This window comes from Mesorhizobium sp. M0185, assembly GCF_040322175.1.
Lineage (GTDB): Bacteria > Pseudomonadota > Alphaproteobacteria > Rhizobiales > Rhizobiaceae > Mesorhizobium.
This window is the reverse complement of sequence record NZ_JAMYSY010000010.1, coordinates 80525-98705: the sequence shown is the minus strand read 5'-3', so window position 1 is coordinate 98705 and position 18181 is coordinate 80525. Positions and strand designations below refer to the sequence as shown.

Annotated in this window: 23 protein-coding genes; 13 read left to right on the top strand and 10 right to left on the bottom strand. The window is 63.7% G+C overall.

Annotation, left to right across the window (positions count from 1 at the left end; all coding sequences use genetic code 11):
* Positions 1-21: 21 nt before the first annotated feature.
* Complete coding sequence (locus tag NKJ20_RS10865; protein ID WP_352744055.1) at positions 22-420, top strand: DUF1801 domain-containing protein; 399 nt, start codon at positions 22-24, stop codon at positions 418-420.
* On the opposite strand, the gene NKJ20_RS10860 is transcribed toward NKJ20_RS10865, so the two are convergent.
* Complete coding sequence (locus NKJ20_RS10860; protein WP_352743989.1) at positions 421-1329, bottom strand: dihydrodipicolinate synthase family protein; 909 nt, start codon at positions 1327-1329, stop codon at positions 421-423.
* Positions 1330-1594: 265 nt separating this feature from the next.
* Between NKJ20_RS10860 and NKJ20_RS10855 the strand changes: the two genes are divergently transcribed.
* The 6 genes from NKJ20_RS10855 to NKJ20_RS10830 all read left to right on the top strand — a co-directional run bounded on the left by NKJ20_RS10855 (position 1595) and on the right by NKJ20_RS10830 (position 7359).
* Positions 1595-2692 (top strand): Gfo/Idh/MocA family protein, encoded by a 1098-nt coding sequence (locus NKJ20_RS10855; RefSeq protein WP_352743987.1) that lies wholly within the window; start codon positions 1595-1597, stop codon positions 2690-2692.
* Between the two features lie 11 nt (positions 2693-2703).
* Positions 2704-3363 (top strand): ThuA domain-containing protein, encoded by a 660-nt coding sequence (locus NKJ20_RS10850; protein ID WP_352680924.1) that lies wholly within the window; start codon positions 2704-2706, stop codon positions 3361-3363.
* A 148-nt stretch (positions 3364-3511) separates the two neighbouring features.
* Complete coding sequence (gene uxuA, locus NKJ20_RS10845; RefSeq protein WP_352743985.1) at positions 3512-4711, top strand: mannonate dehydratase; 1200 nt, start codon at positions 3512-3514, stop codon at positions 4709-4711.
* Positions 4708-5622, top strand: coding sequence for a PfkB family carbohydrate kinase (locus NKJ20_RS10840; RefSeq protein ID WP_352743984.1), 915 nt, complete (start codon positions 4708-4710; stop codon positions 5620-5622). Before uxuA ends, NKJ20_RS10840 begins: the two co-directional genes overlap by 4 nt.
* A gap of 98 nt (positions 5623-5720) precedes the next feature.
* Positions 5721-6503, top strand: coding sequence for an SDR family NAD(P)-dependent oxidoreductase (locus tag NKJ20_RS10835; RefSeq protein WP_023676169.1), 783 nt, complete (start codon positions 5721-5723; stop codon positions 6501-6503).
* A gap of 70 nt (positions 6504-6573) precedes the next feature.
* The gene (locus tag NKJ20_RS10830) at positions 6574-7359 is read left to right on the top strand and encodes a GntR family transcriptional regulator (protein WP_352451507.1); all 786 of its coding nucleotides are present in this window, start codon (positions 6574-6576) and stop codon (positions 7357-7359) included.
* Positions 7360-7566: 207 nt separating this feature from the next.
* Here the strand turns inward: NKJ20_RS10830 and NKJ20_RS10825 are convergent, their stop codons facing one another.
* Both NKJ20_RS10825 and NKJ20_RS10820 read right to left on the bottom strand, forming a co-directional pair.
* Positions 7567-7695, bottom strand: coding sequence for a hypothetical protein (locus tag NKJ20_RS10825; RefSeq protein ID WP_280952094.1), 129 nt, complete (start codon positions 7693-7695; stop codon positions 7567-7569).
* A 5-nt stretch (positions 7696-7700) separates the two neighbouring features.
* On the bottom strand, positions 7701-7916 hold the full coding sequence (locus NKJ20_RS10820) for a DUF2934 domain-containing protein (RefSeq protein WP_023676165.1): 216 nt from the start codon (positions 7914-7916) through the stop codon (positions 7701-7703).
* 219 nt (positions 7917-8135) lie between these two features.
* Between NKJ20_RS10820 and NKJ20_RS10815 the strand changes: the two genes are divergently transcribed.
* Genes NKJ20_RS10815 through NKJ20_RS10790 form a run of 6 tightly spaced genes read left to right on the top strand, consistent with a single transcriptional unit; the run spans position 8136 to position 12245 of the window.
* Entirely contained in the window at positions 8136-8534 is a 399-nt protein-coding gene (locus NKJ20_RS10815) for a hypothetical protein (protein WP_352743983.1), read from the top strand.
* The gene (locus tag NKJ20_RS10810; protein ID WP_352743981.1) at positions 8531-9751 is read left to right on the top strand and encodes an NRAMP family divalent metal transporter; all 1221 of its coding nucleotides are present in this window, start codon (positions 8531-8533) and stop codon (positions 9749-9751) included. The genes NKJ20_RS10815 and NKJ20_RS10810 overlap by 4 nt, the downstream gene beginning before the upstream one ends.
* Positions 9751-10113: a hypothetical protein gene (locus NKJ20_RS10805; RefSeq protein ID WP_352451511.1), complete on the top strand. Its 363-nt coding sequence runs from the start codon at positions 9751-9753 to the stop codon at positions 10111-10113. The genes NKJ20_RS10810 and NKJ20_RS10805 overlap by 1 nt, the downstream gene beginning before the upstream one ends.
* Positions 10113-10451 carry a hypothetical protein gene (locus tag NKJ20_RS10800; protein ID WP_352451512.1) on the top strand — a complete coding sequence of 113 codons (339 nt, stop codon included), beginning with the start codon at positions 10113-10115 and terminating at the stop codon, positions 10449-10451. The genes NKJ20_RS10805 and NKJ20_RS10800 overlap by 1 nt, the downstream gene beginning before the upstream one ends.
* Before the next feature lie 34 nt (positions 10452-10485).
* Positions 10486-11772 (top strand): SDR family oxidoreductase, encoded by a 1287-nt coding sequence (locus tag NKJ20_RS10795; RefSeq protein WP_352743978.1) that lies wholly within the window; start codon positions 10486-10488, stop codon positions 11770-11772.
* Positions 11772-12245, top strand: a complete 474-nt coding sequence (locus NKJ20_RS10790) for a DUF2269 family protein (protein ID WP_352451514.1) — start codon at positions 11772-11774, stop codon at positions 12243-12245. The genes NKJ20_RS10795 and NKJ20_RS10790 overlap by 1 nt, the downstream gene beginning before the upstream one ends.
* A 39-nt stretch (positions 12246-12284) precedes the next feature.
* On the opposite strand, the gene NKJ20_RS10785 is transcribed toward NKJ20_RS10790, so the two are convergent.
* From NKJ20_RS10785 to NKJ20_RS10755, 7 genes are read right to left on the bottom strand one after another with little or no spacing between them, the layout of a single operon-like run.
* The gene (locus NKJ20_RS10785; protein WP_023676158.1) at positions 12285-12854 is read right to left on the bottom strand and encodes a c-type cytochrome; all 570 of its coding nucleotides are present in this window, start codon (positions 12852-12854) and stop codon (positions 12285-12287) included.
* Positions 12835-13719 carry a cytochrome c oxidase assembly protein gene (locus NKJ20_RS10780; protein ID WP_352743976.1) on the bottom strand — a complete coding sequence of 295 codons (885 nt, stop codon included), beginning with the start codon at positions 13717-13719 and terminating at the stop codon, positions 12835-12837. Before NKJ20_RS10780 ends, NKJ20_RS10785 begins: the two co-directional genes overlap by 20 nt.
* A complete protein-coding gene (locus NKJ20_RS10775) occupies positions 13716-14057 on the bottom strand; it encodes a hypothetical protein (protein ID WP_352743974.1) in 342 nt (113 codons plus the stop codon). Before NKJ20_RS10775 ends, NKJ20_RS10780 begins: the two co-directional genes overlap by 4 nt.
* 1 nt (position 14058) lies before the next feature.
* A complete protein-coding gene (locus NKJ20_RS10770; RefSeq protein ID WP_352451517.1) occupies positions 14059-14664 on the bottom strand; it encodes a cytochrome c oxidase subunit 3 in 606 nt (201 codons plus the stop codon).
* Positions 14661-16637, bottom strand: a complete 1977-nt coding sequence (gene ctaD / locus NKJ20_RS10765; RefSeq protein WP_352743972.1) for a cytochrome c oxidase subunit I — start codon at positions 16635-16637, stop codon at positions 14661-14663. Before ctaD ends, NKJ20_RS10770 begins: the two co-directional genes overlap by 4 nt.
* Positions 16634-17650, bottom strand: coding sequence for a cytochrome c oxidase subunit II (coxB, locus tag NKJ20_RS10760; protein WP_352743971.1), 1017 nt, complete (start codon positions 17648-17650; stop codon positions 16634-16636). Before coxB ends, ctaD begins: the two co-directional genes overlap by 4 nt.
* The gene (locus NKJ20_RS10755; RefSeq protein ID WP_352743969.1) at positions 17647-18180 is read right to left on the bottom strand and encodes a c-type cytochrome; all 534 of its coding nucleotides are present in this window, start codon (positions 18178-18180) and stop codon (positions 17647-17649) included. The genes coxB and NKJ20_RS10755 overlap by 4 nt, the downstream gene beginning before the upstream one ends.
* Between the last annotated feature and the right edge of the window lies 1 nt (position 18181).

Below are 18181 nucleotides of genomic sequence, written 5' to 3'. Positions count from 1 at the left end.
ACCCTAGGGAAAGCGACAATGATGATGAAGAGTGGCTCAATGGAAGGAAATGCAGAGAGCTCTCCCTCTCAGCTGATAGATGCGAGGATCAGTGAGCTGGGCGATTGGCGAGGCAAGACGCTTTCCCATGTCCGCGCTCTCGTCAAGCAGGCTGACCCGGAAGTGGTCGAGGAGTGGAAGTGGCGAGGCGTTCCGGTGTGGTCGCACGCCGGAATAATCTGCACCGGCGAGACCTACAAGAACGTCGTGAAGGTGACCTTCGCAAAGGGCGCCTCCCTGCCGGATCCTGCAGGCCTGTTCAACTCCAGTCTCGAAGGCAACACCAGGCGCGCCATCGATATCCGTGAGGGCGAAGACATAGATGAGAATGCGTTCAAGGCGCTGATACGCGCTGCTGCCGCCCTGAACACGGCCCGATAGTCAGCTCCGGCCGATATGGTCGGCTAGCGGGCCGAGAGCGGCGAGCAAAGCTTCGCCGGTGGCTTGCGTCGCGTTCTCATGCGGCGCGCGCAGGTTCAGCCAGCGTCTGTCGCCGGACCGTACCGCCAGCACTGCCTTCATCGCGGAGATGAGGCCGGCGTCCTGGATGATTTTGCGGAACGCCTTGATGGCGGCATCCGCGTCAGTAATGTCCTCTCCCGCCAGCGCAGCGTCGTAGACGGCCCGGATCGCTGCGGCATTCAGATTGATCGTCGCCGAGATGCAGCCCGCAGCACCGTTGGCGAGGCCTTTCGTCAGCTGTGCTTCCGAACTAGGGAACACCGCGACCCCTGGAGCTGCCGCAATGACCGCCGCGGTGTTGTTCCAATCGCCGGCGCTGTCCTTGTAAGCCACCACGACATCCGGAAACGCTTCGCTCAAGCGGGCGGTCAACGCCGGGCTCACCGGTACGCCGGAATTCTGCGGGATGTGGTAGAGGATCATCCTCATCGCCGGGTTCGCCACCCGTTCGATCAGCTCGCCATAGTAGCGGGCCTGTCCGTTGTCGCCGGCGGCCGTATAGAAGAACGACGGCAGCACCATCACCCCGGCACAGCCGAGCCCGACGGCATGCGCCGTCAGCTCGACGGTCTCGGCAAGTGCTGTGACACCGGTGCCGGGCATCAGATGGCCTGGCGAAATGCCGGCCTCGACCAGCCACTCCAGCGCTTGCATGCGCTCGCGCAACGAGACGGACAACGCCTCGCCCGTGGTGCCGAACGGCGACAGGAAATGCGCTCCCTGATCCAGCACCCATTTGGCGTGTGATATCCAGAGGTCGCGGGCAATGCGGCCGTCGTTTTCGAACGGCGTCAGAATCGGTGCGATGGTTCCTTGTGGGCGGATCATGTGCGTCCTTCTACGGGTGAAAATCTGTGCTGTGCTCAAAGCCGGCATCAGAAATGTCGAGCAAGCTACATGAAGCAGTGTTGCTGAGTACCGGCCGTTCGACCTCGAAAGCAAGCGGCTCGCGCATAGGCGCGCGATTGTGATCGGGCAGCGGTTCTGAGGCTCTCTAGGTATATACTTGTCACGGGATAACGTCGTCCGGCCGAAAGGGGGGTGACAAACGAGTTCTGCTGTTTCATCAATGCCGCCTTTTGAGGAGAAGCCCATGCGGAGGATCGGCGTCGGCATTATCGGCTGCGGCAACATTTCGGATGCCTATCTGAAGGCATCGCCACAATTCCCGGTGCTCGACATTGTCGGCGTCGCCGACATCAACCGGGCGGCAGCCGAGGCGAAAGCAGCGGCCCACGGCCTGGCTGCCATGCCGGTCGACGCGCTGTTGGCCGATCCGCGCGTCGAGATCGTGCTCAATCTGACGACGCCGCAGCATCATGTGCCGGTCGGCCTGCAGGCTGTCGGGCAAGGCAAGCACGTCTATTCCGAGAAGCCGCTGGCAACGACGCTCAGCGACGCCGAGCGGCTGGTCGCGGCCGCGCGCGAAAAGGGCGTGCGCGTCGGCTGCGCACCCGACACCTTTCTTGGCGGCTCCCACCAGACGGCGCGGCGCCTGGTCGATAAGGATACGGTCGGGACCATTGTCGCCGGCTCTGCCTTCATGCAGGTGCCCGGCCACGAGCTCTGGCATCCCAATCCGGATTTCTACTATCAGCCCGGCGGTGGGCCAATGCTCGACATGGGACCGTACTATCTGACCTGCCTGGTCAATCTCCTGGGTCCGGTAAAATCCGTGACCGGGCAGGCGAAGTCTTCCTACGCCACCCGCACCATCGGTTCTGGACCGCGCCAGGGCGAAACCATCCGGGTCGAGGTGCCGACCCATATTTCCGGGCTGCTCGCATTCGAGAATGGCGCCGCGGTCTCGATCACCACCAGCTTCGACGTCTGGAAGCATGAACACAATCACATCGAACTTTACGGAACCACGGGCTCGATGATCGTCTCCGATCCCAACCAGTTCCAGGGCGACATCAGGACCAGCCAGCGCAAGGGCGACTGGACGGTGGCCGATCAGATCAATTCCTATGGCGACGGCAATTACCGGGGCCTCGGCCTTGCCGACATGGCGCAGGCGATCGTCTCGGGCAGACAACACCGCGCCAGTCTCGACCTTTCCCTCCATGTCCTGGAAATCATGGAATCGATCATCTCTTCATCTGAGACAGGGCGGCGTATCGATCTCAGATATGGCTGCGCCCGGCCGGCGCCGATGCGCGCCGATCTGCCTTTTGGAATTCTGGAATAGGGAACAATGCGATGAGCAAGACGGCACTGATTTTCTGGGGCGGCTGGGAAGGTCACACCCCGGCCCGAAGCGCCGAAATCGTCAAGGAGATGCTGGCCGGCAACGGCTTCGACGTGCAGCTGGAGCAGGGGACTTCGGCACTTGCCGATCCGCAGCTGGGCAAGCTCGATCTCATTGTCCCGGTGATCACCATGTCGACAATCGAAAAGCCGGAGCTGCAAAACCTGACCAGCGCCGTCAGGGCCGGCACCGGCCTTGCGGGCTTTCACGGCACCATGTGCGACAGCTTCCGCAACGAACCGGAATATCAGTTCATGACCGGCGGCCAGTGGATCGCCCATCCCGGCAACATCATCGACTATCACGTCGACATCACCAGTCCAGACGATCCGGTCGTGCAAGGCATCGACGGCTTCGCCTACCGTTCAGAGCAGTATTACATGCATGTCGATCCGACCAACGAGGTGCTGGCGACGACTACTTTCACCGGCGAGCATCTCGATTTCATCGCCGGCGTCGTCATGCCGGTTGTCTGGAAGCGCCGCTACGGCAAGGGCCGCGTCTTCTACAGCGCGCTCGGGCACACCGCCGACGAGTTCGCCGTGCCGCAAATGCGCACGATGTTCGAACGCGGCGCGATTTGGGCCAGCCGAAACTCGGACCTTGAATAGCCGTTCAATCTGAACGCCACGTATCGTTGTAATCTCTCATAGGGCGGCCGCCCGAACGCGGACACAGGCACTGGACTGCGGCAATTGACTGCCATGGTAGCATCCAATACACCGGGGTCTCATCGAAAATTCCATGGCTGGAGGTCGAATGGAGCAGACGTGGCGATGGTTTGGGCCGAGCGACGCGGCAACGCTTGCCCATGCCAGGCAGGCCGGCGCGACCGGCATCGTGACGGCACTGCACGACATCCCTTACGGCGAAGTCTGGCCGATTGACGCCATCAGGCAGCGCCAGGCGCTTATCGAGGCGGATCCGGCGATGGGCCTGAAATGGAGCGTCGTCGAGAGTGTGCCCGTGCACGAAGACATCAAGCTCGGCCGCGGCGATCTCGACCGGCTCTACGACAATTTCAGGCAGACCTTACGGAATCTCGGCGCCTGCGGTGTGCGCACGGTCTGCTATAACTTCATGCTGATCCTCGACTGGACCCGGACCGACCTGGCTGCGCCGCTGCCGGGCGGCGGACGGGCGCTCCGCATGAACATGCACGAGCTTGCCGCGTTCGATTGCTACATGCTGCAGCGCAAGGGATCGGAGCGCGACTATGCGTCCGATGTTCTCCAGCGGGCGAGCGAATGGTTCGAGACGACGCCGGGTGCGTCAAAAGAGCGTCTGCTTGCCAACATCATGGCCGGCCTGCCAGGCGCCTTCAAGCGCTACGACGTAGCGGAATTGCGCGAAGTGGTGGCCGAGCAGTCGAGCCTGTCGCACGACCGGCTGCGTGAGAACGTCGTCCGTTTTCTCGAAAACGTTCTGCCGGCGGCCGAAGAGGCGGGCGTCACGTTGGCGATCCACCCGGACGATCCGCCGCGCGATCTCGTCGGCCTGTGCCGGATCGTCAAGAACGCGGACGACATCGCCTTTATCCTGGACGCAGTGCCATCGGCTAATAGCGGCCTTACCTTGTGCACGGGGTCGCTGGGCGCCAACCCGGCCAATGACGTGCCCGCCATCGCCAGCCGCTTTGCGCACAAGATCAACTTCGTGCATCTGCGCAACGTCAGCAAGGACCCGGACGGCTCGTTCATGGAATCCGAGCATCTGAGCGGCGATGTCGACATGGTCTCGGTGGTCTCGATCTTGCTCGACGAGCAGCAACGCCGCCGCGACGCCGGCGAACCGGCGGCGTTGCTGCCGTTTCGCCCGGATCATGGCCATGAGCTGATCGATGACGCTGCGCGGCACACCCATCCCGGCTATCCCGTGATCGGCCGTCTTCGCGGCCTTGCCGAATTGAGAGGCGTGATGACGGCGATTGCCCATCAGCGCGGCTACCGGCTGCAATGACGGCGCCCCGCCTGCTTTGCGTCGGCGCGCTCACCTACGATACGATCTTGCGCCTCGATGTCCTGCCCTCCGGCGCCGGCAAGTTCCTGCCAAGCGAGGCCGTGCAGATCGCGGCCGGCATGGCAGCAAGCGCGGCCGCGTCGGCCAGCCGCCAGGGCGGTCAGGTCTGGCTATGGGCAAGCGTCGGCAACGATGCCGTCGGCCGGGACGTCACCGCCCAGATGGAGGCGGAGCGGGTCGACTGTTCGCTGGTGCGAAAGGTCGAGGGCGGCCGCTCGGCCATTGCTACGATCCTGGTCGATGCCGCCGGCGAGCGTATGATCGTGCCCTTCTACGATGCCGTCACGCAAGCCGATCCGGACCGTCTTCCACATGCAGATTTTTCCCGCTTCGACGCCGTGCTGGTCGATGTCCGCTGGCCCGGAGCCGCCGCGCTGGCGCTGGCGAAGGCTCGCGAGTGCGGCATCCCGGCGATCCTTGACGCCGATGTCGCGTCGCGACCGGTGCTCGACCGGTTGCTGCCGCTCGCCTCGCATGTCGTTGCTTCGCTGCCGGCGGCACGCATCCTTTGCGGTCCGGAGATATCCGCCGGTTCTGCCGTCGCCATTCTCGGCGAACGGACCGGCGCCTTCGTGGCGGTCACCGATGGCGCGAACGGCACCGTGTTCCGCTACTCGGGCCGCAATGACGTCCGTCATCTGCCGTCGCCGCGGGTCGAAGCCGTCGACACCCTGGCGGCAGGCGACGTGTTCCACGGCACCTTCGCTCTCGGCCTGGCCGAAGGTTGGGACGAAGAGCGGGCGATAGCAGTGGCCAGCGCCGCCGCCGCCCTGAAATGCCTGCGTTTTGGCGGACGGCTCGGCGCGCCGACGCGCGCGGAAACGCTGGCTTTCATGCAAGGATCGACATGACGCCGAACACGCTTGGGCCGGTTCGGTGGAAAGAGCACGTCGAGTGGCGTCCGTCGGCTACCATGGCAGTCGCTGCGCAACTGTTCGAGGGAGGATAAATGGCTGAGTTCAAAAAACGCGCACTGGTCACCGGGGCGGCCATGGGCATCGGCCGTGCTGTCGCCGAAAGACTGGCCGAGCAAGGCGTCGACCTGATCCTGTTCGACCGGGCGGGCGATCAGTTGGATGAGGTAGCGGCGCAGCTTTCGGCGCGCGGCGTGACCGTGCACACCGTGCTTGGCTCGACCGCCGACACTGAGGCCTGTGGCCGCGCCGTCGAGCTTGCCCGGTCCGCGTTCGGCGGGCTCGACATGCTCTCCCACAATGCCGGCATCCAGCGTTACGGAACGGTGGAGACCACGGACGAGGCGCTTTGGGACGAGGTGATGAACGTCAACCTCAAGGCTGCCTACCTGCTCTCCCGCGCGGCGATGCCGCTGCTGCGGCAAAGCCGCGGCGCCATCGTCCATATGAGCTCGGTGCAGGGTCTGGCCAGCCAGGAAGGGGTTCTGGCCTACAGCACGGCCAAGCACGGCCTGATCGGCCTGGTCAAATCGATGGCCGTCGACTATGCGCCGCTCGGCGTGCGCGTCAATGCCGTCGCTCCGGGTGCGGTCGACACGCCGATGCTGCGGGATGCGGTCAAACTCAACGATAAGCCCGACGAGATCCTGCGCATCCTCGACAATATGCATCCGCTCGGCCGTACCGCCCGGCCGCAAGAGATTGCCGCAGTCGTCGCCTTCCTGCTGTCCGACGATGCCTCCTTCGTCACCGGCGAGGTCGTACGCGTCGATGGCGGCCTGCTGGCGCGCATCGGCGGTTCTCCGCGCAAGGAATAACGTCGGCGCTGCTGCTTGCGCAGGCATTTCATGAACGGCTTGACGCTGCAGAGCCTATAAGGGGTCGCCGATGGCAGGGCTTTTGGGAATGCGGACCACCACCGAGGGGCGGTTGGGCGAAACCGGCCCCGGCGTATCGGTCGCGGCGAGGACGTTCGAGGTTCTGCTCGACCAGATCCTGACCTTCCGTCTGAAGCCGCATGAAGTGATCTCGGAAAAGGCGATGTCGGAAGCCCTTGGCGTGAGCCGCACGCCGGTCAGGGAGGCGCTCGCCCGGCTGGCCGGTCTTGGCTTGATCGACATTTATCCGCAGCGCGGCAGCATGGTGGCGCCGCTCCGGATTGCCGATCTCGAGAAATCGCAGTTCCTGCGCGAAGCGCTCGAAGTCGGCCTGATCAAGCGCGCGGTCGAGAGCCCGCGCCGTGCCGACCTGCTTGCCGTGCTCAAAGGCGAACTGGCCGTCCAGGAGACGTTCGCCTCAATCGCGGACGACAGGCGCTTCTTCAAGTCGGACGAGCTGTTCCACCAGCACATCGCCAGCCATGCCGGCTTCCCCGGAATCTGGGCCGACATCAGCGCGGCGAAGCTGCACATGGACCGCTTCCGCTTCCTGTCTTTTCCGCGCCTCGACAGCATGTCGGTGGTCCTCGGCCAGCATCGGCGGATTGTCGATGCGCTTGAGCAGGCCGACGCGTTTGCGGCGGAAGAGGCGATGCGAACGCATCTTCGCCGCATCTTCGAGGTGCTCGAAATCGTCCAGCAGCGCTATCCCCACTATTTCGAGGCCCCAGGCTCGACGGGAAAGAGGACCGAAGCAGCTGCCGTCGGTTTGGCCGAACGTCAACCAATAGTGTGAGCCCGCTGTCAGCCGGCTCAATCCAAGCCTACTTCGGCGCTTCCGAAGGTGTCTTGGTCTTGCTGCCGGATTTGTCGGAAGCTGGCTCGGCTTTGCGATCTTGACCCTCGCCGCCTTGCTCCTTGCGGAGCTGCTTTTCCACTATCGATCGCGATCCTTCCGCCGGGTCTTGTTCAGGATGAGTATCGGTTCCCGTCATGTCGGCTCCTATCCATTTTGATCAATTGCGTGCGGCGTGGGCTGACCTCCGCCGCCGGTTCTGTCGCGCCCGATCATCAGCCAGGCGGCGAACAGCACGACCAGTACGACCACGATCCAGGCGACGAAACGAGGCATCGGCCTCATGTCCCTCGCCGCCGCTTGCTGCCGCGTGCCTCCGGATCGGAGCCGGCCTCGACCGTTGGATCGGGCACGACCGGGCCGCGTTCGGCCTCGGAACCCTCAGCTTCGATCTCCTGCACGGCCTGATCCCAGTGCTCGCGCTCGCGTCCTTGCGGACGGCCTTCGCGCTCCCAGATCTCATGGGCTCGCTGCCTGATACGCTCTTCCCTGTCCATGGCCTTTGCCTCCTCATCCCCTAATCCGGCGATCGCTGGTTTGTTCCGCGGTGCCAGCGCCGTTCATCGCGGTTCAGTTGACCTGATCACCCAGCGCTCTAGATCAACCTTCGCGCCGAAGTCGCTTGGTGCGGGGAGAACAATCGTGTGGCAGCAACGCTACAAGCACGTATTGTAAATGCCGTTACAGCCGTCGGTCTTCGACCAGACCGCCCGTGCTTGCTGCTGATAATATTTGTATTGACGGCATGCTCGCCTTCCGACCAGGTCGAGCAGCAGTCGAAAACCGCGGCTTCCGCCACACAGACCGCATCGCTGGTCCTGGAGAGCTGGATCGCTGGGGGAGCCCCGTCGGAATACACGTCGCGCACTTTGCAATCGGTCGGCAAGGCGCTCGCCGATGCCGGTGCGCAAATCCAGTCCGCCAAGTCGCCTGAGCCCAGCGGGCAAGCCGGTCTGACGATGGCGGTTGGACGGCTTTCGGCAGCGGTAATTCGCGCGGCGACGGCCGTGCAGAACGGCAACCGCTCGGAAGTGGAACACGCGCAGCAGGATCTGCGGGCCGCCGCCGCCGATCTGAGCACGTCCTACGCGAAATATTTCGCGCCGAAATCATGAAGAAGCTGCTCGAAATATCGCTCGGCGTCGTCACCAGCGTTGGCGGCTTTCTTGAGGTCGGATCAGTGGCGACCGCCGCTCAGGCCGGCGCGGCGTTCAGGTTTCAGCTGATATGGGCCGTCGTCCTGGGCACGATCTGCATCATCTTCCTGGTCGAAATGGCCGGACGCTTCGCCGCAGTTAGCCATCACACCATCGCCGACGGGATCCGGGAACGGTTTGGCTTCAACGCCTTTCTGTGGCCGTTGCTTGCGACCTTGCTGGTCAATTTCCTGGTCATGGCAGCCGAAATCGGCGGTGTTGCCATTGCGCTCGAGCTCGCCACCGGCATCGGCTTTCATTGGTGGGCGCTGCCGGTCGCTTTTCTGGCATGGCTGTTCCTCTGGAAAGGCACGTTCGGCTTCATCGAAAAAGGCGTCTCGATCCTCGGTCTCGTCACGCTGTGCTTCGTGGTTGGCGCTATCATGCTGAGACCCGATTGGGGGCAGGTCGCGGCCGGCGCCGTGCCCACTCTGCCGGACCACGACCCGGCCAAATACTGGTTCATGGCGGTCAGCATTCTTGGCGCGTCGATATCGCCTTACCTGTTCATGTTCTATTCGTCGGGAGCGATCGAGGATCAGTGGGACAGGAGCTATCTCGGAGCCAATCGGGCGATTGCCGGCATTGGCATGAGTTTTGGCGGCACGATCGCGATCGGTGTGCTGATCGTGGCGGCGCTCGTGCTGGCGGCGCACGGCATAGAGCAGGTCGACGACTACCATCAATTGCCGCTGATGCTGATCCAGATCTTCGGTTTCTGGGGATTCATCCTGTTCGTCGCATCGCTCGGCATTGCCTGCTTCGGTGCCGCGCTCGAAATCGGGCTGCAGCAAGCCTATCTCGTGGCGCAGGGTTTCGGCTGGACGTGGGGCGAGGACCAGAAACCGCGCGACGATCCCGGCTTCAGCACCGTCTACACTGTCTCGCTGTTTCTCGCCGCCATTCCGATCGCACTGGGTCTCGATCCGCTGAAGCTAACCATCTTTTCCATGGCGCTGACGGCCGCCAGCCTGCCGCTGACCGTGGTGCCGTTCCTTTTCCTGCTGAATGACGAGCGTTATGTCGGCGAGCACCGCAATGGCATGATCGGGAATGCCGCGGTCATCTTCATCATTGCGCTCGGTTTCGTGCTCGCGATCGTGACCATTCCTTTGCAGATATTCGGAGGCACGTGATGGATTTGCTACGCGACATTCTGGACAAGCAAGTGGTCGACCGCGAGCAGGTCAAGATCGGCAAGGTGGACGGTCTGGTGGCCGAGCTCAGGCCAGGCAAGCCGCCCAAAATCGTTGCGGTCGAGCTCGGCTCGATCACGCTGGCGCGTCGGCTTGGCGAGCGACCCGGGCGCTGGATGGCGCGGCTTGCGGCAAGGCTCGGCGGCAAGCGCCATGCCGAGCCGCACCGCATCGCCTGGAACAAGGTGCGCGACATCGGCGTCGACATCGAGTTCGATATCGACGTCCGCGAAACGGCGATCTTCGACTGGCAGGACTGGCTGCGCGATCATGTCATTGGGCGCATCCCGGGAGCTGGATGATGGCCACCATCAATCTCGAGCAATTGGCTGGCAGGAATGTGCTTTCGCAGCGCGGCAAAAGCATCGGTCATATCGAGGAGATACGCGCCGAACCGGATGGCGACGACCTGGTGATTAGCGAGTACCATGTCGGCATCTACGCGGCCTTCGAGCGTCTGTCCGCTTCGGCCATCGGCATTGCGGTCCTCAATGTCTTTGGACTGCGCAGTCGCGACAGCATGTACCGCATCCCTTGGGACAAGCTCGACATCTCCGATCCGGCGCGGCCGCGGTTGTTATGCGCGACGGAAGAACTTTCCGGTATGAAGGGGAGTATCGAGGGCGATAAACCGGAATGAACGATACTTTCCCGCCGTCGGAGAATGGGGTCCAGTGAAAGTCCTGGTTACCGGCGCCACCGGCCTGATCGGTGCCTCGGTCGTGGCACGCCTTCTTTCCGAAGGACATGAGGTGATCGGATTGGTCCGCAGCCCCGGCGCAAACCGGACCGGCAATTATCAATTGCTGGTGCTGGACATGGCGGTGGCGCTGCAGCCCGAAGACTGGCTACCGCATCTCAGGGGCATAGACGCCGTCGTCAATTGTGCCGGCGTTCTGCAGGATAGCCCTCGTGAAAAGACGCGCGAAGTCCATCGCGAGGCGGCGGCAGCACTCTTCCTCGCCTGTGCGCGGGCAGGGGTTGCCCGGGTGATCCACTTCTCGGCAATCGGCGTCGATCGGGCGCAGCCTTCGACGTTCTCGGCGACGAAACTGGCCGGCGACCAAGCGCTTATGGCGCTTGATCTGGATTGGGTGATCCTGCGCCCGTCCGTGGTGCTCGGCCGGCCGGTGTTTGGGGCCAGCGCATTGTTTAGGGGTCTCGCCTCGCTGCCGGTGCTGCCGTCCATGCCCGCCACCGGCCGGCTCCAGGTGGTACTACTCGACGATGTGGTCTCAACAGTCGTCTTCCTTCTCGATCCCGACAGTCCGTCTCGCGTCGTGTTGGAACTTGTCGGTCCCGAACAGCTGAGCATGGACGAGGTCGTCGGCAGCTATCGCCGATGGCTCGGCTGGGCTCCTGCAGCCAGGTTTGTCTTGCCGGCGGCTGTTGCAAGGCTTCTCTACCGCCTCGGCGACCTTGCCGCGATGTTCGGCTGGCGTCCACCGATGCGCACCAACGCGGCCAGAGAGATCGGCCGAGGAGCGGTTGGAGATCCCTCGGACTGGACCGCTGCGACCGGCATACGCCCGCAAACCCTGGCGGGCTTCCTCGCGCTCAATCCGGCAACGGTGCAGGAAAAATGGTTTGCCCGGCTGTATTTCATCAAGCCGGCGATCTTCGTCGTCCTGCCCTTCTTCTGGATCATGACGGGAATCGTGTCGCTGACAACCGGCTACGGCAGCGGCGTCGATCTGATGCAAGGCACGGGGGCCGGCATCCTGTCGGCACCGGCCGTGATCGCCGGCGCTCTTGCCGACATCGCCGTCGGCGTGCTCATAGCCTGGCGGCCGGCGGCGCGAAAAGGCCTCTATGGCGGCATCGCGCTCTCGCTCTTCTACCTGGTCGTCGGAAGCTTCCTGAGCCCCGAGCTGTGGAACGACCCGCTTGGGCCGTTCCTCAAGGTGTTGCCGATCCTGGTGCTGCACTTTGTGGCCTTGGCAGTGCTGGAGGAGCGTTGATGCTCTATTTCCTGCTGAAATTTCTGCATGTCATCGGCGCATCCGTGCTGCTTGGTACCGGCGCCGGTATCGCTTTCTTCATGCTGCTCGCCCACAGGACCGGCAATGCCGCGACGGTTGCGGCGGTGGCGCGTATCGTCGTCGTCGCCGACTTCCTTTTCACCGCGACGGCCGTGGTCGCGCAGCCTTTGACCGGAGCCGCGCTCGCCTGGCAGGCAGGCTACTCGCTGTCGGAGGGCTGGATCGTACTTTCGATCGCGCTCTATATCTTCACCGGAATGTTCTGGCTCCCGGTCGTCTGGATGCAAATGCAGATGCGCAAGCTGGCATCGCAAGCCGCCACTGCAGGCGCGCCGTTGCCGCCGCGCTATCATCGGCTCTTCTGGCTGTGGTTCGCCTTCGGCTTCCCCGCCTTCGCTGCGGTACTCGGGATTTTCTGGCTGATGATCACTCGGCCTGCGATCGACTGGTGAAGACAGGCCGCGTGCAGCTGCCGGGATCAGCGATGACTTTCATTTCAGCGAATAGAGATAGGCCGCGATATCCCGCGCCTCCTGCTCGGAAATTCTGGTCGAAGGCATTGCCGTGTGCGGATTGATCTCTCTTGCGGCGCGTATCCAACGAACCATGTTTCGCGGGTTGTTGGACAATACGCCGCCGATATAGACCCGGGTGGCCAAGCTGGCGTCGAGGCGTGGACCGACCAGTCCCTGCGCGCCGGGCACGCCAGTGATCGTGTGGCATCCGGCACAGCCATTGGCCATGATGATTGGTATGGCGCGGGCGCCAACACCGCCGGTTGCATTGTCGGCCTTCTGCTCCACTCGACGGCTTTGCTCGAAGTACAACGCGATCCCGGCCAGGGCTGCAACAAGCACGACAATTGCCGCGGCGCCGAGGATGGGTCCGGACGGAGTGAAGCGCGATGTTGCGCGCACGCCGATGCTGCCAGGGGCATTGTCCGTCTTATGCGCGACCCTGACGAGGCGCTCCGGCCACAACGTCAGCGCCGCCCAAGCTGCGGCCAGCACGGCAATTGCCGTCCCGGCACCAATGACCAGCTTAGACAGCCTGGAGCGCATGCGACGCCTCCCATCTTCTCTGTCCACTTGAGCGAATCCACAGACCGGCCAGCAGCAACGCGGCTCCGCCATAAATCAGGCCGGCCGGAACCCACATCACCGAGCCGGCGAGCTGCTGGTCCTCGAGCGGGCTAAGGCTCCACAATTCCGCGCCGGCTGCGTTTACCGGGTACCACAGCCTTGGCGAGACCAGCAGCAGCACCCCGAGCAGGCCGGTGTGCAGCGAGGTGAAAAAGAGGTGCATGACTGCGCTGCCGTAGGCTTGTTCGCGGCCTGAACGCGGCAGCAGCACCCACCAGAACAGCAGCCCCGTACCGAAGAAGCTGGCATGTTGCGCATAATGCAGGACACCCTGTGCAAGCGCCGCCTCGAACAGCGCCGGAACGTGCCACGCCCATATCGCGACGCCGTGCAGGAAGGTCGCGGCTAGAGGGCGGCTGACGGCGGCCCAAACGGCTCGAAGCACCTTCGCCTGCCCGGCTGCGCCAAATGCCAGCCGCAGCTTGATCGGCAATGCCCACATCATCGCCGCCGCCGGACGGGAGGCGACCAGCAGGGGTGCCGCCATCGCCATCAACAGCTCGTGCTCGATCATGTGGGCGGTGAAAACGCGCTCACCCAATGCATGGAGCGGACTGACCAGTGCTGCCGCCAAAATGGCCCAGCCGGTCGCAAACAGCAAGGCTTGCCGCAACCGCAACGGGCGGCTGCGGGCACTCCGCCGCCACAGCCGAAAGGCGCCTGCCGCGTAAAGCAGTGCGATCATGGTTAGTGGCAGCGTGATCGGCAACGCCAGCGTCCAGCCGGCCTGCGGGGCGCCGGCACCGTAGCAGATCGAGGTCGAGAAGAGCGCGTCGAAGCTCATCGTAGGCAGCCGTCAACAATGAGCGAAGCCGCGCCTTGCATGACGATTACCAGCGCAAACAGCACCGCGCTGAGAATGCCGATATTGGCGACGAAATGCTCGGTGCCGCGCGTACGATCCGGTTTAAAGGCGGCGCCACCTTGCTGTCGCGCCCGCCACGAAAGCACGCCGCCGAGCAAGGCCAGCACTGTCAGCACCAGCGCAATGACCGGTATGACGGGAATGCCGTGGGCGCACTGCCACTCCACGACCGCGTAATTCAGCTGCGTCGACACCGCCCAGGCCAAAGGTCCGGACAACAGCCCGCCCCATGATGTGCCCAAGCGAAGCGCACGCATCTCAGTCAAGCCTCGGCATCCAGTAGATCAACAGATAGATCGGGATCCAGGTCGCGACCACGAAATCCCAGTAGAAGACGTTGTCGCCAACGTCCCCGAAACGCCGGCCGCTATAGCCATGGCGCGTGAACATCAGGACCGTCAGCACCAGCGTGTCGCCGACGTCGGTAATCAGGTGCGTTGTGTGAAGGCCGAGCAGGACCCACAACATCGAGCCGTACGCATTGGTATCCCAATAAATGTTGAGGGCCGGAAATTCGAACCACCGCACGACAAGCGGTGCGATACCGAGCAGCGACATGACGATCAGGCCGATGCGCACGGGCACCATGGCACAGGCTTCGGCGTAGCGGTTCAGTATGTGATTGGGCACCACGCTGGCGAGCAGCAACAGCGTGACGATGGTGCCCGGCCAATGGTTGGGCGGCGGCACGCCCAATGGCCATTTGGGCGACAGATAGGCGAGGTAAAGATAGGTGCCTGCGGCGAGCGCAAAGCCGGTGCCTTCCAGCGCCATGAAGGCGAGAGTGCCCCACCAGGTCGGGCTGCGCGGTCCGATCCCGAAGGTCGGGAGTTTGGAAAGATCGGCGACAAGACGCTGTTTCATTCCTCATCCTCCGGATCGCCTTTCGGCCAGAACCAACCGATCAAAGTGATGGCGATCGGCCCGGCTCCCCAGACCACCGCCCACGGGCTGAAGATCGAATAGAGAAAGGTGGCGCCGACGGCGAGCGCGGCGAACAATGGCCAGATCGACGGCGTCGCCGACTTCTCGCGCACCTCTGGATGCGCCTCTGCCACGGTCGAAATGACAAGTTCGCGCGCGTCGACGCGAAGCCCGGTCGCGACAGGCAGCGTGTCACGTTCGGCCCAGAGCGGCTCGGCGTGGGTAACCACCGGGATCCGAGCGAAATTATAGCTCGGCGGTGGAGAGCTCGTCGCCCATTCCAGCGTGCCGGCATTCCAGGGATTGTCCCCGGCCGGGGCGCCCCTCGAGGCGCTGTACACCAGGTTTATAGTGAACAGAACGAAGCTTAGGAACAGGATGATCGCGCCGGCTGTGATGAACAGGTTGATGTTGCCCCAGCCGAGTTCCACCGGATAGGTGTAGACCCGCCGCGGCATGCCCCACAGGCCGACAATGTGCATCGGAAAGAACGCCGCATTGAAGCCCAGGAAGGCAAGCCAGAAGTGCCAGCGTCCGAGACGTTTGCTCATCATCCGGCCGGTGATCTTGGGGAACCAGAAATAGGTCGCGCCGAGCAGCGGGAACACCGACCCGCCGATCAGCACGTAATGGAAATGCGCGACCACGAAATAGGTGTCGTGCACTTGCAGGTCCAATGGCACCGACGCCAGCATCACCCCAGTCAGGCCGCCCGCGACGAACGTGAAGAAGAAGCCGAACACGAACAGCAGCGGCGTTCTGATTATCGGGCGTCCGTCCCACAATGTCGCCAGCCAGCAGAAGATCTGCAACCCGTTCGGAATGGCGATCAGCATGCTCGAGGCCGTGAAGAAGCTCGCGCCGAGCTTGGGCAGACCGGTTGCGAACATGTGGTGAACCCACAGGCCGAACGACAGAAAGCCGACTGCGATCAAGGCGAGTACCATGCCCAGATAGCCGAATACCGGACGCCGGGCGAAAGCGGCGATGATCGAGGACACCATGCCGGTAGCCGGCAGGAATATGATGTAGACTTCGGGGTGGCCGAAGAACCAGAACAGGTGCTGGAACAGCAATACGTCGCCGCCCTCGGCGGGATTGAAGATATGGGTGCCGACCAGCCGGTCGAGGATCAGGAACGTCGACGTGATCATGACCGCCGGCATGGCGAACACGATGACGAAGGAGGTGACCAGCATCGCCCAGACGTAGAGCGGAATCTTGTCCAGCGACATGCCCGGCGCACGCTGCTTCAGCACGGTGACGATGGTGGCAACCGCGACCGCCAACGATGACACTTCGGTATAGGTGATCATCTGCGCCCACACGTCGGAACGCTTGCCCGGCCCGAATTCAGGGCCGGACAGCGGCACGTAGGAGAACCAGCCGACGTCGGGCGCCATGTCGAGTGCAAACGACACCCAGGCGAAGAGGCCACCGGAGAGATAAATCCAGAAGCTGAATGCATTGAGGCGCGGAAAGGCGATGTTGCGGGTGCCGACCATCAGCGGCACGAGGTAGATGCCGGTCGCCTGGACGATCGGCACCGCAAACAGGAACATCATGGTCACGCCATGCATGGTGAACAGCTGGTTGTAGCGGTCGGGCCCGATCAGCCCGCGCTCCGGCCCCGACAGTTGGATGCGCATGGCAACGGCGCTGAGGCCACCGAGGCACAGGAAGGCGAAAGCGGTGATCAGGTAGCGCCGCGCGACAATCTTGTGGTCGACGCTCGAGAGCGCACCGATGATGCCCGGCGCCGTCTGCCATGTCCGCGCCAGCCAGCGGTCAAGGCTGGAGTCGTCGAGGCTGGTATCGCGAGGACCGTCGCGCTCGGGGGCCAGGTCTCCTTTGCCGGCCGCTGCTCGCTCGCCGGCGAGCCGACGCTCACGGGCCACGTCGGCGCTGCTCATTTCAGGCCCTCGAGATAGGCGACGATCGCATTCAGTTCGTCCCCGTCCAGTCGCACCACGGGCATGTGGGCGCCTGGCTTGATCCCCTGCGGATTGGCTATCCAGGCTGCGAGATTGCCGCGGCTCATTGTCAGCGTGCCGGCAGCGAGCGTTTGCCTGCTTGCGATATGGGTGAGGTTTGGGGCGACCGTGCCGCCGGCGATGGTGCCGCCGATCTTGTGGCACATCACGCATGGCCGTTTGAGGAACAGGTCGTGGCCGGTTTTGGCCTCGGCCGACACGGGAGCGGCCGCCGGCCGCAGCTGATCGTTCAGCCAGGCATCGAAGACGGGCCGAGGTTCGGCGATGATGAAGGTGCTCATATTGGCATGCTGCGCGCCGCAGAACTCGGCGCATTGCCCGCGATAGACGCCGGGCTTGTCCGCCTTCAGATCGAGAACGTTCTCGTGGCCGGGGATAAGGTCCAGCTTGCCCGAGAGGTTCGGCACCCAGAAGGAATGGATAACGTCGGTCGAGGTCACCACAAGCCGCACCGGCTCGCCCGCCGGGATGTGGATTTCATTGGCGGTCGTCAGGATGCGGTTCGGCTGATCGTTTTCGTAGCGCACCTCCCACCACCATTGATGCCCGGTCACCCGGATCGTCAGCGCCGCATCCGAGCCGATGGCGGCGAGCGTCCGGTTAGCGAAGTAGCTCAGCAGCGTCAGGCCGACCAGGATCAGGGCGGTAGCGGCGAGTGCGGCGACGACAATTCGCATCTTGCTGCGCTCGGCGGCAGCGTCGAGGACAAGCGGGTCGCCGAGCGGCGCCGGGCGCCGGGCCAATGGCACGATCAGCACGGCCATCACCAGAAGCCAGACCACCGTGCACAGCGCGGTGAAGAACCAGATCAGCCATGCGAGTTCGCCCGCGGCCGGCCCCTTTGGGTCGAGCGCGGATTGCCAGCCGCTGCACCCTGCAAGGAGCAGGATGCAGGCCGTGCACCCGCACACCGTCCAGACACCGCGGCTCACGGCGACTTCCCCAGCGTCGCGGCGTCCGGCAGGCGATTCTCGGATGGATGGGGCATCATGTCGTCGTCGCGGCCCGGCGCGGCGGAGGACGGTGCGTTGCCGCTCAGTGCCCGGACGAAGGCAGCAAGCTCCCATATCTGGTCATCCGGGATCGTGTCGCGGAAGCTCGGCATGCCGTTTGGCCGGCCGTCCCTGATCGTGGCGTGGATGCTTTCGATCGAGCTGCCATAGAGCCACTTCTGGTCCATGAGCGCCGGGCCCATGCCGCCGCCGCCATTGGCATGGCAGCCGGAACAGTTGAACCAGTTGAACAGACGCTTGCCCTCGCTGAGGTGTAAGGCGTTGGCCTCGAACACGCCGGCCTTGCTGTCCGACGAGGTCGGCCGTTGGCCGCCCGGCTCGAGGGCAGTCACGGCTGCCGGTTGATCGCCCGAGCCGAGCGCCGATTGTGGACGCGTGTCGCGTTCCTCACGCTGGCAAGCGGCAACCGCGAGGATTGCGAACACCAGCAAGAGAAGACCTCGCTTCATT

What these genes read in the sequence shown, in the direction of transcription:
- NKJ20_RS10865 (WP_352744055.1), top strand. Translation starts at nt 22, where the DNA reads ATGATGAAGAGTGGCTCAATGGAAGGAAATGCAGAGAGCTCTCCCTCT.
- NKJ20_RS10860 (WP_352743989.1), bottom strand. Translation starts at nt 1,329, where the DNA reads ATGATCCGCCCACAAGGAACCATCGCACCGATTCTGACGCCGTTCGAA.
- NKJ20_RS10855 (WP_352743987.1), top strand. Translation starts at nt 1,595, where the DNA reads ATGCGGAGGATCGGCGTCGGCATTATCGGCTGCGGCAACATTTCGGAT.
- NKJ20_RS10850 (WP_352680924.1), top strand. Translation starts at nt 2,704, where the DNA reads ATGAGCAAGACGGCACTGATTTTCTGGGGCGGCTGGGAAGGTCACACC.
- uxuA (WP_352743985.1), top strand. Translation starts at nt 3,512, where the DNA reads ATGGAGCAGACGTGGCGATGGTTTGGGCCGAGCGACGCGGCAACGCTT.
- NKJ20_RS10840 (WP_352743984.1), top strand. Translation starts at nt 4,708, where the DNA reads ATGACGGCGCCCCGCCTGCTTTGCGTCGGCGCGCTCACCTACGATACG.
- NKJ20_RS10835 (WP_023676169.1), top strand. Translation starts at nt 5,721, where the DNA reads ATGGCTGAGTTCAAAAAACGCGCACTGGTCACCGGGGCGGCCATGGGC.
- NKJ20_RS10830 (WP_352451507.1), top strand. Translation starts at nt 6,574, where the DNA reads ATGGCAGGGCTTTTGGGAATGCGGACCACCACCGAGGGGCGGTTGGGC.
- NKJ20_RS10825 (WP_280952094.1), bottom strand. Translation starts at nt 7,695, where the DNA reads ATGCCTCGTTTCGTCGCCTGGATCGTGGTCGTACTGGTCGTGCTGTTC.
- NKJ20_RS10820 (WP_023676165.1), bottom strand. Translation starts at nt 7,916, where the DNA reads ATGGACAGGGAAGAGCGTATCAGGCAGCGAGCCCATGAGATCTGGGAG.
- NKJ20_RS10810 (WP_352743981.1), top strand. Translation starts at nt 8,531, where the DNA reads ATGAAGAAGCTGCTCGAAATATCGCTCGGCGTCGTCACCAGCGTTGGC.
- NKJ20_RS10805 (WP_352451511.1), top strand. Translation starts at nt 9,751, where the DNA reads ATGGATTTGCTACGCGACATTCTGGACAAGCAAGTGGTCGACCGCGAG.
- NKJ20_RS10800 (WP_352451512.1), top strand. Translation starts at nt 10,113, where the DNA reads ATGGCCACCATCAATCTCGAGCAATTGGCTGGCAGGAATGTGCTTTCG.
- NKJ20_RS10790 (WP_352451514.1), top strand. Translation starts at nt 11,772, where the DNA reads ATGCTCTATTTCCTGCTGAAATTTCTGCATGTCATCGGCGCATCCGTG.
- NKJ20_RS10785 (WP_023676158.1), bottom strand. Translation starts at nt 12,854, where the DNA reads ATGCGCTCCAGGCTGTCTAAGCTGGTCATTGGTGCCGGGACGGCAATT.
- NKJ20_RS10780 (WP_352743976.1), bottom strand. Translation starts at nt 13,719, where the DNA reads ATGAGCTTCGACGCGCTCTTCTCGACCTCGATCTGCTACGGTGCCGGC.
- NKJ20_RS10775 (WP_352743974.1), bottom strand. Translation starts at nt 14,057, where the DNA reads ATGCGTGCGCTTCGCTTGGGCACATCATGGGGCGGGCTGTTGTCCGGA.
- NKJ20_RS10770 (WP_352451517.1), bottom strand. Translation starts at nt 14,664, where the DNA reads ATGAAACAGCGTCTTGTCGCCGATCTTTCCAAACTCCCGACCTTCGGG.
- ctaD (WP_352743972.1), bottom strand. Translation starts at nt 16,637, where the DNA reads ATGAGCAGCGCCGACGTGGCCCGTGAGCGTCGGCTCGCCGGCGAGCGA.
- NKJ20_RS10755 (WP_352743969.1), bottom strand. Translation starts at nt 18,180, where the DNA reads ATGAAGCGAGGTCTTCTCTTGCTGGTGTTCGCAATCCTCGCGGTTGCC.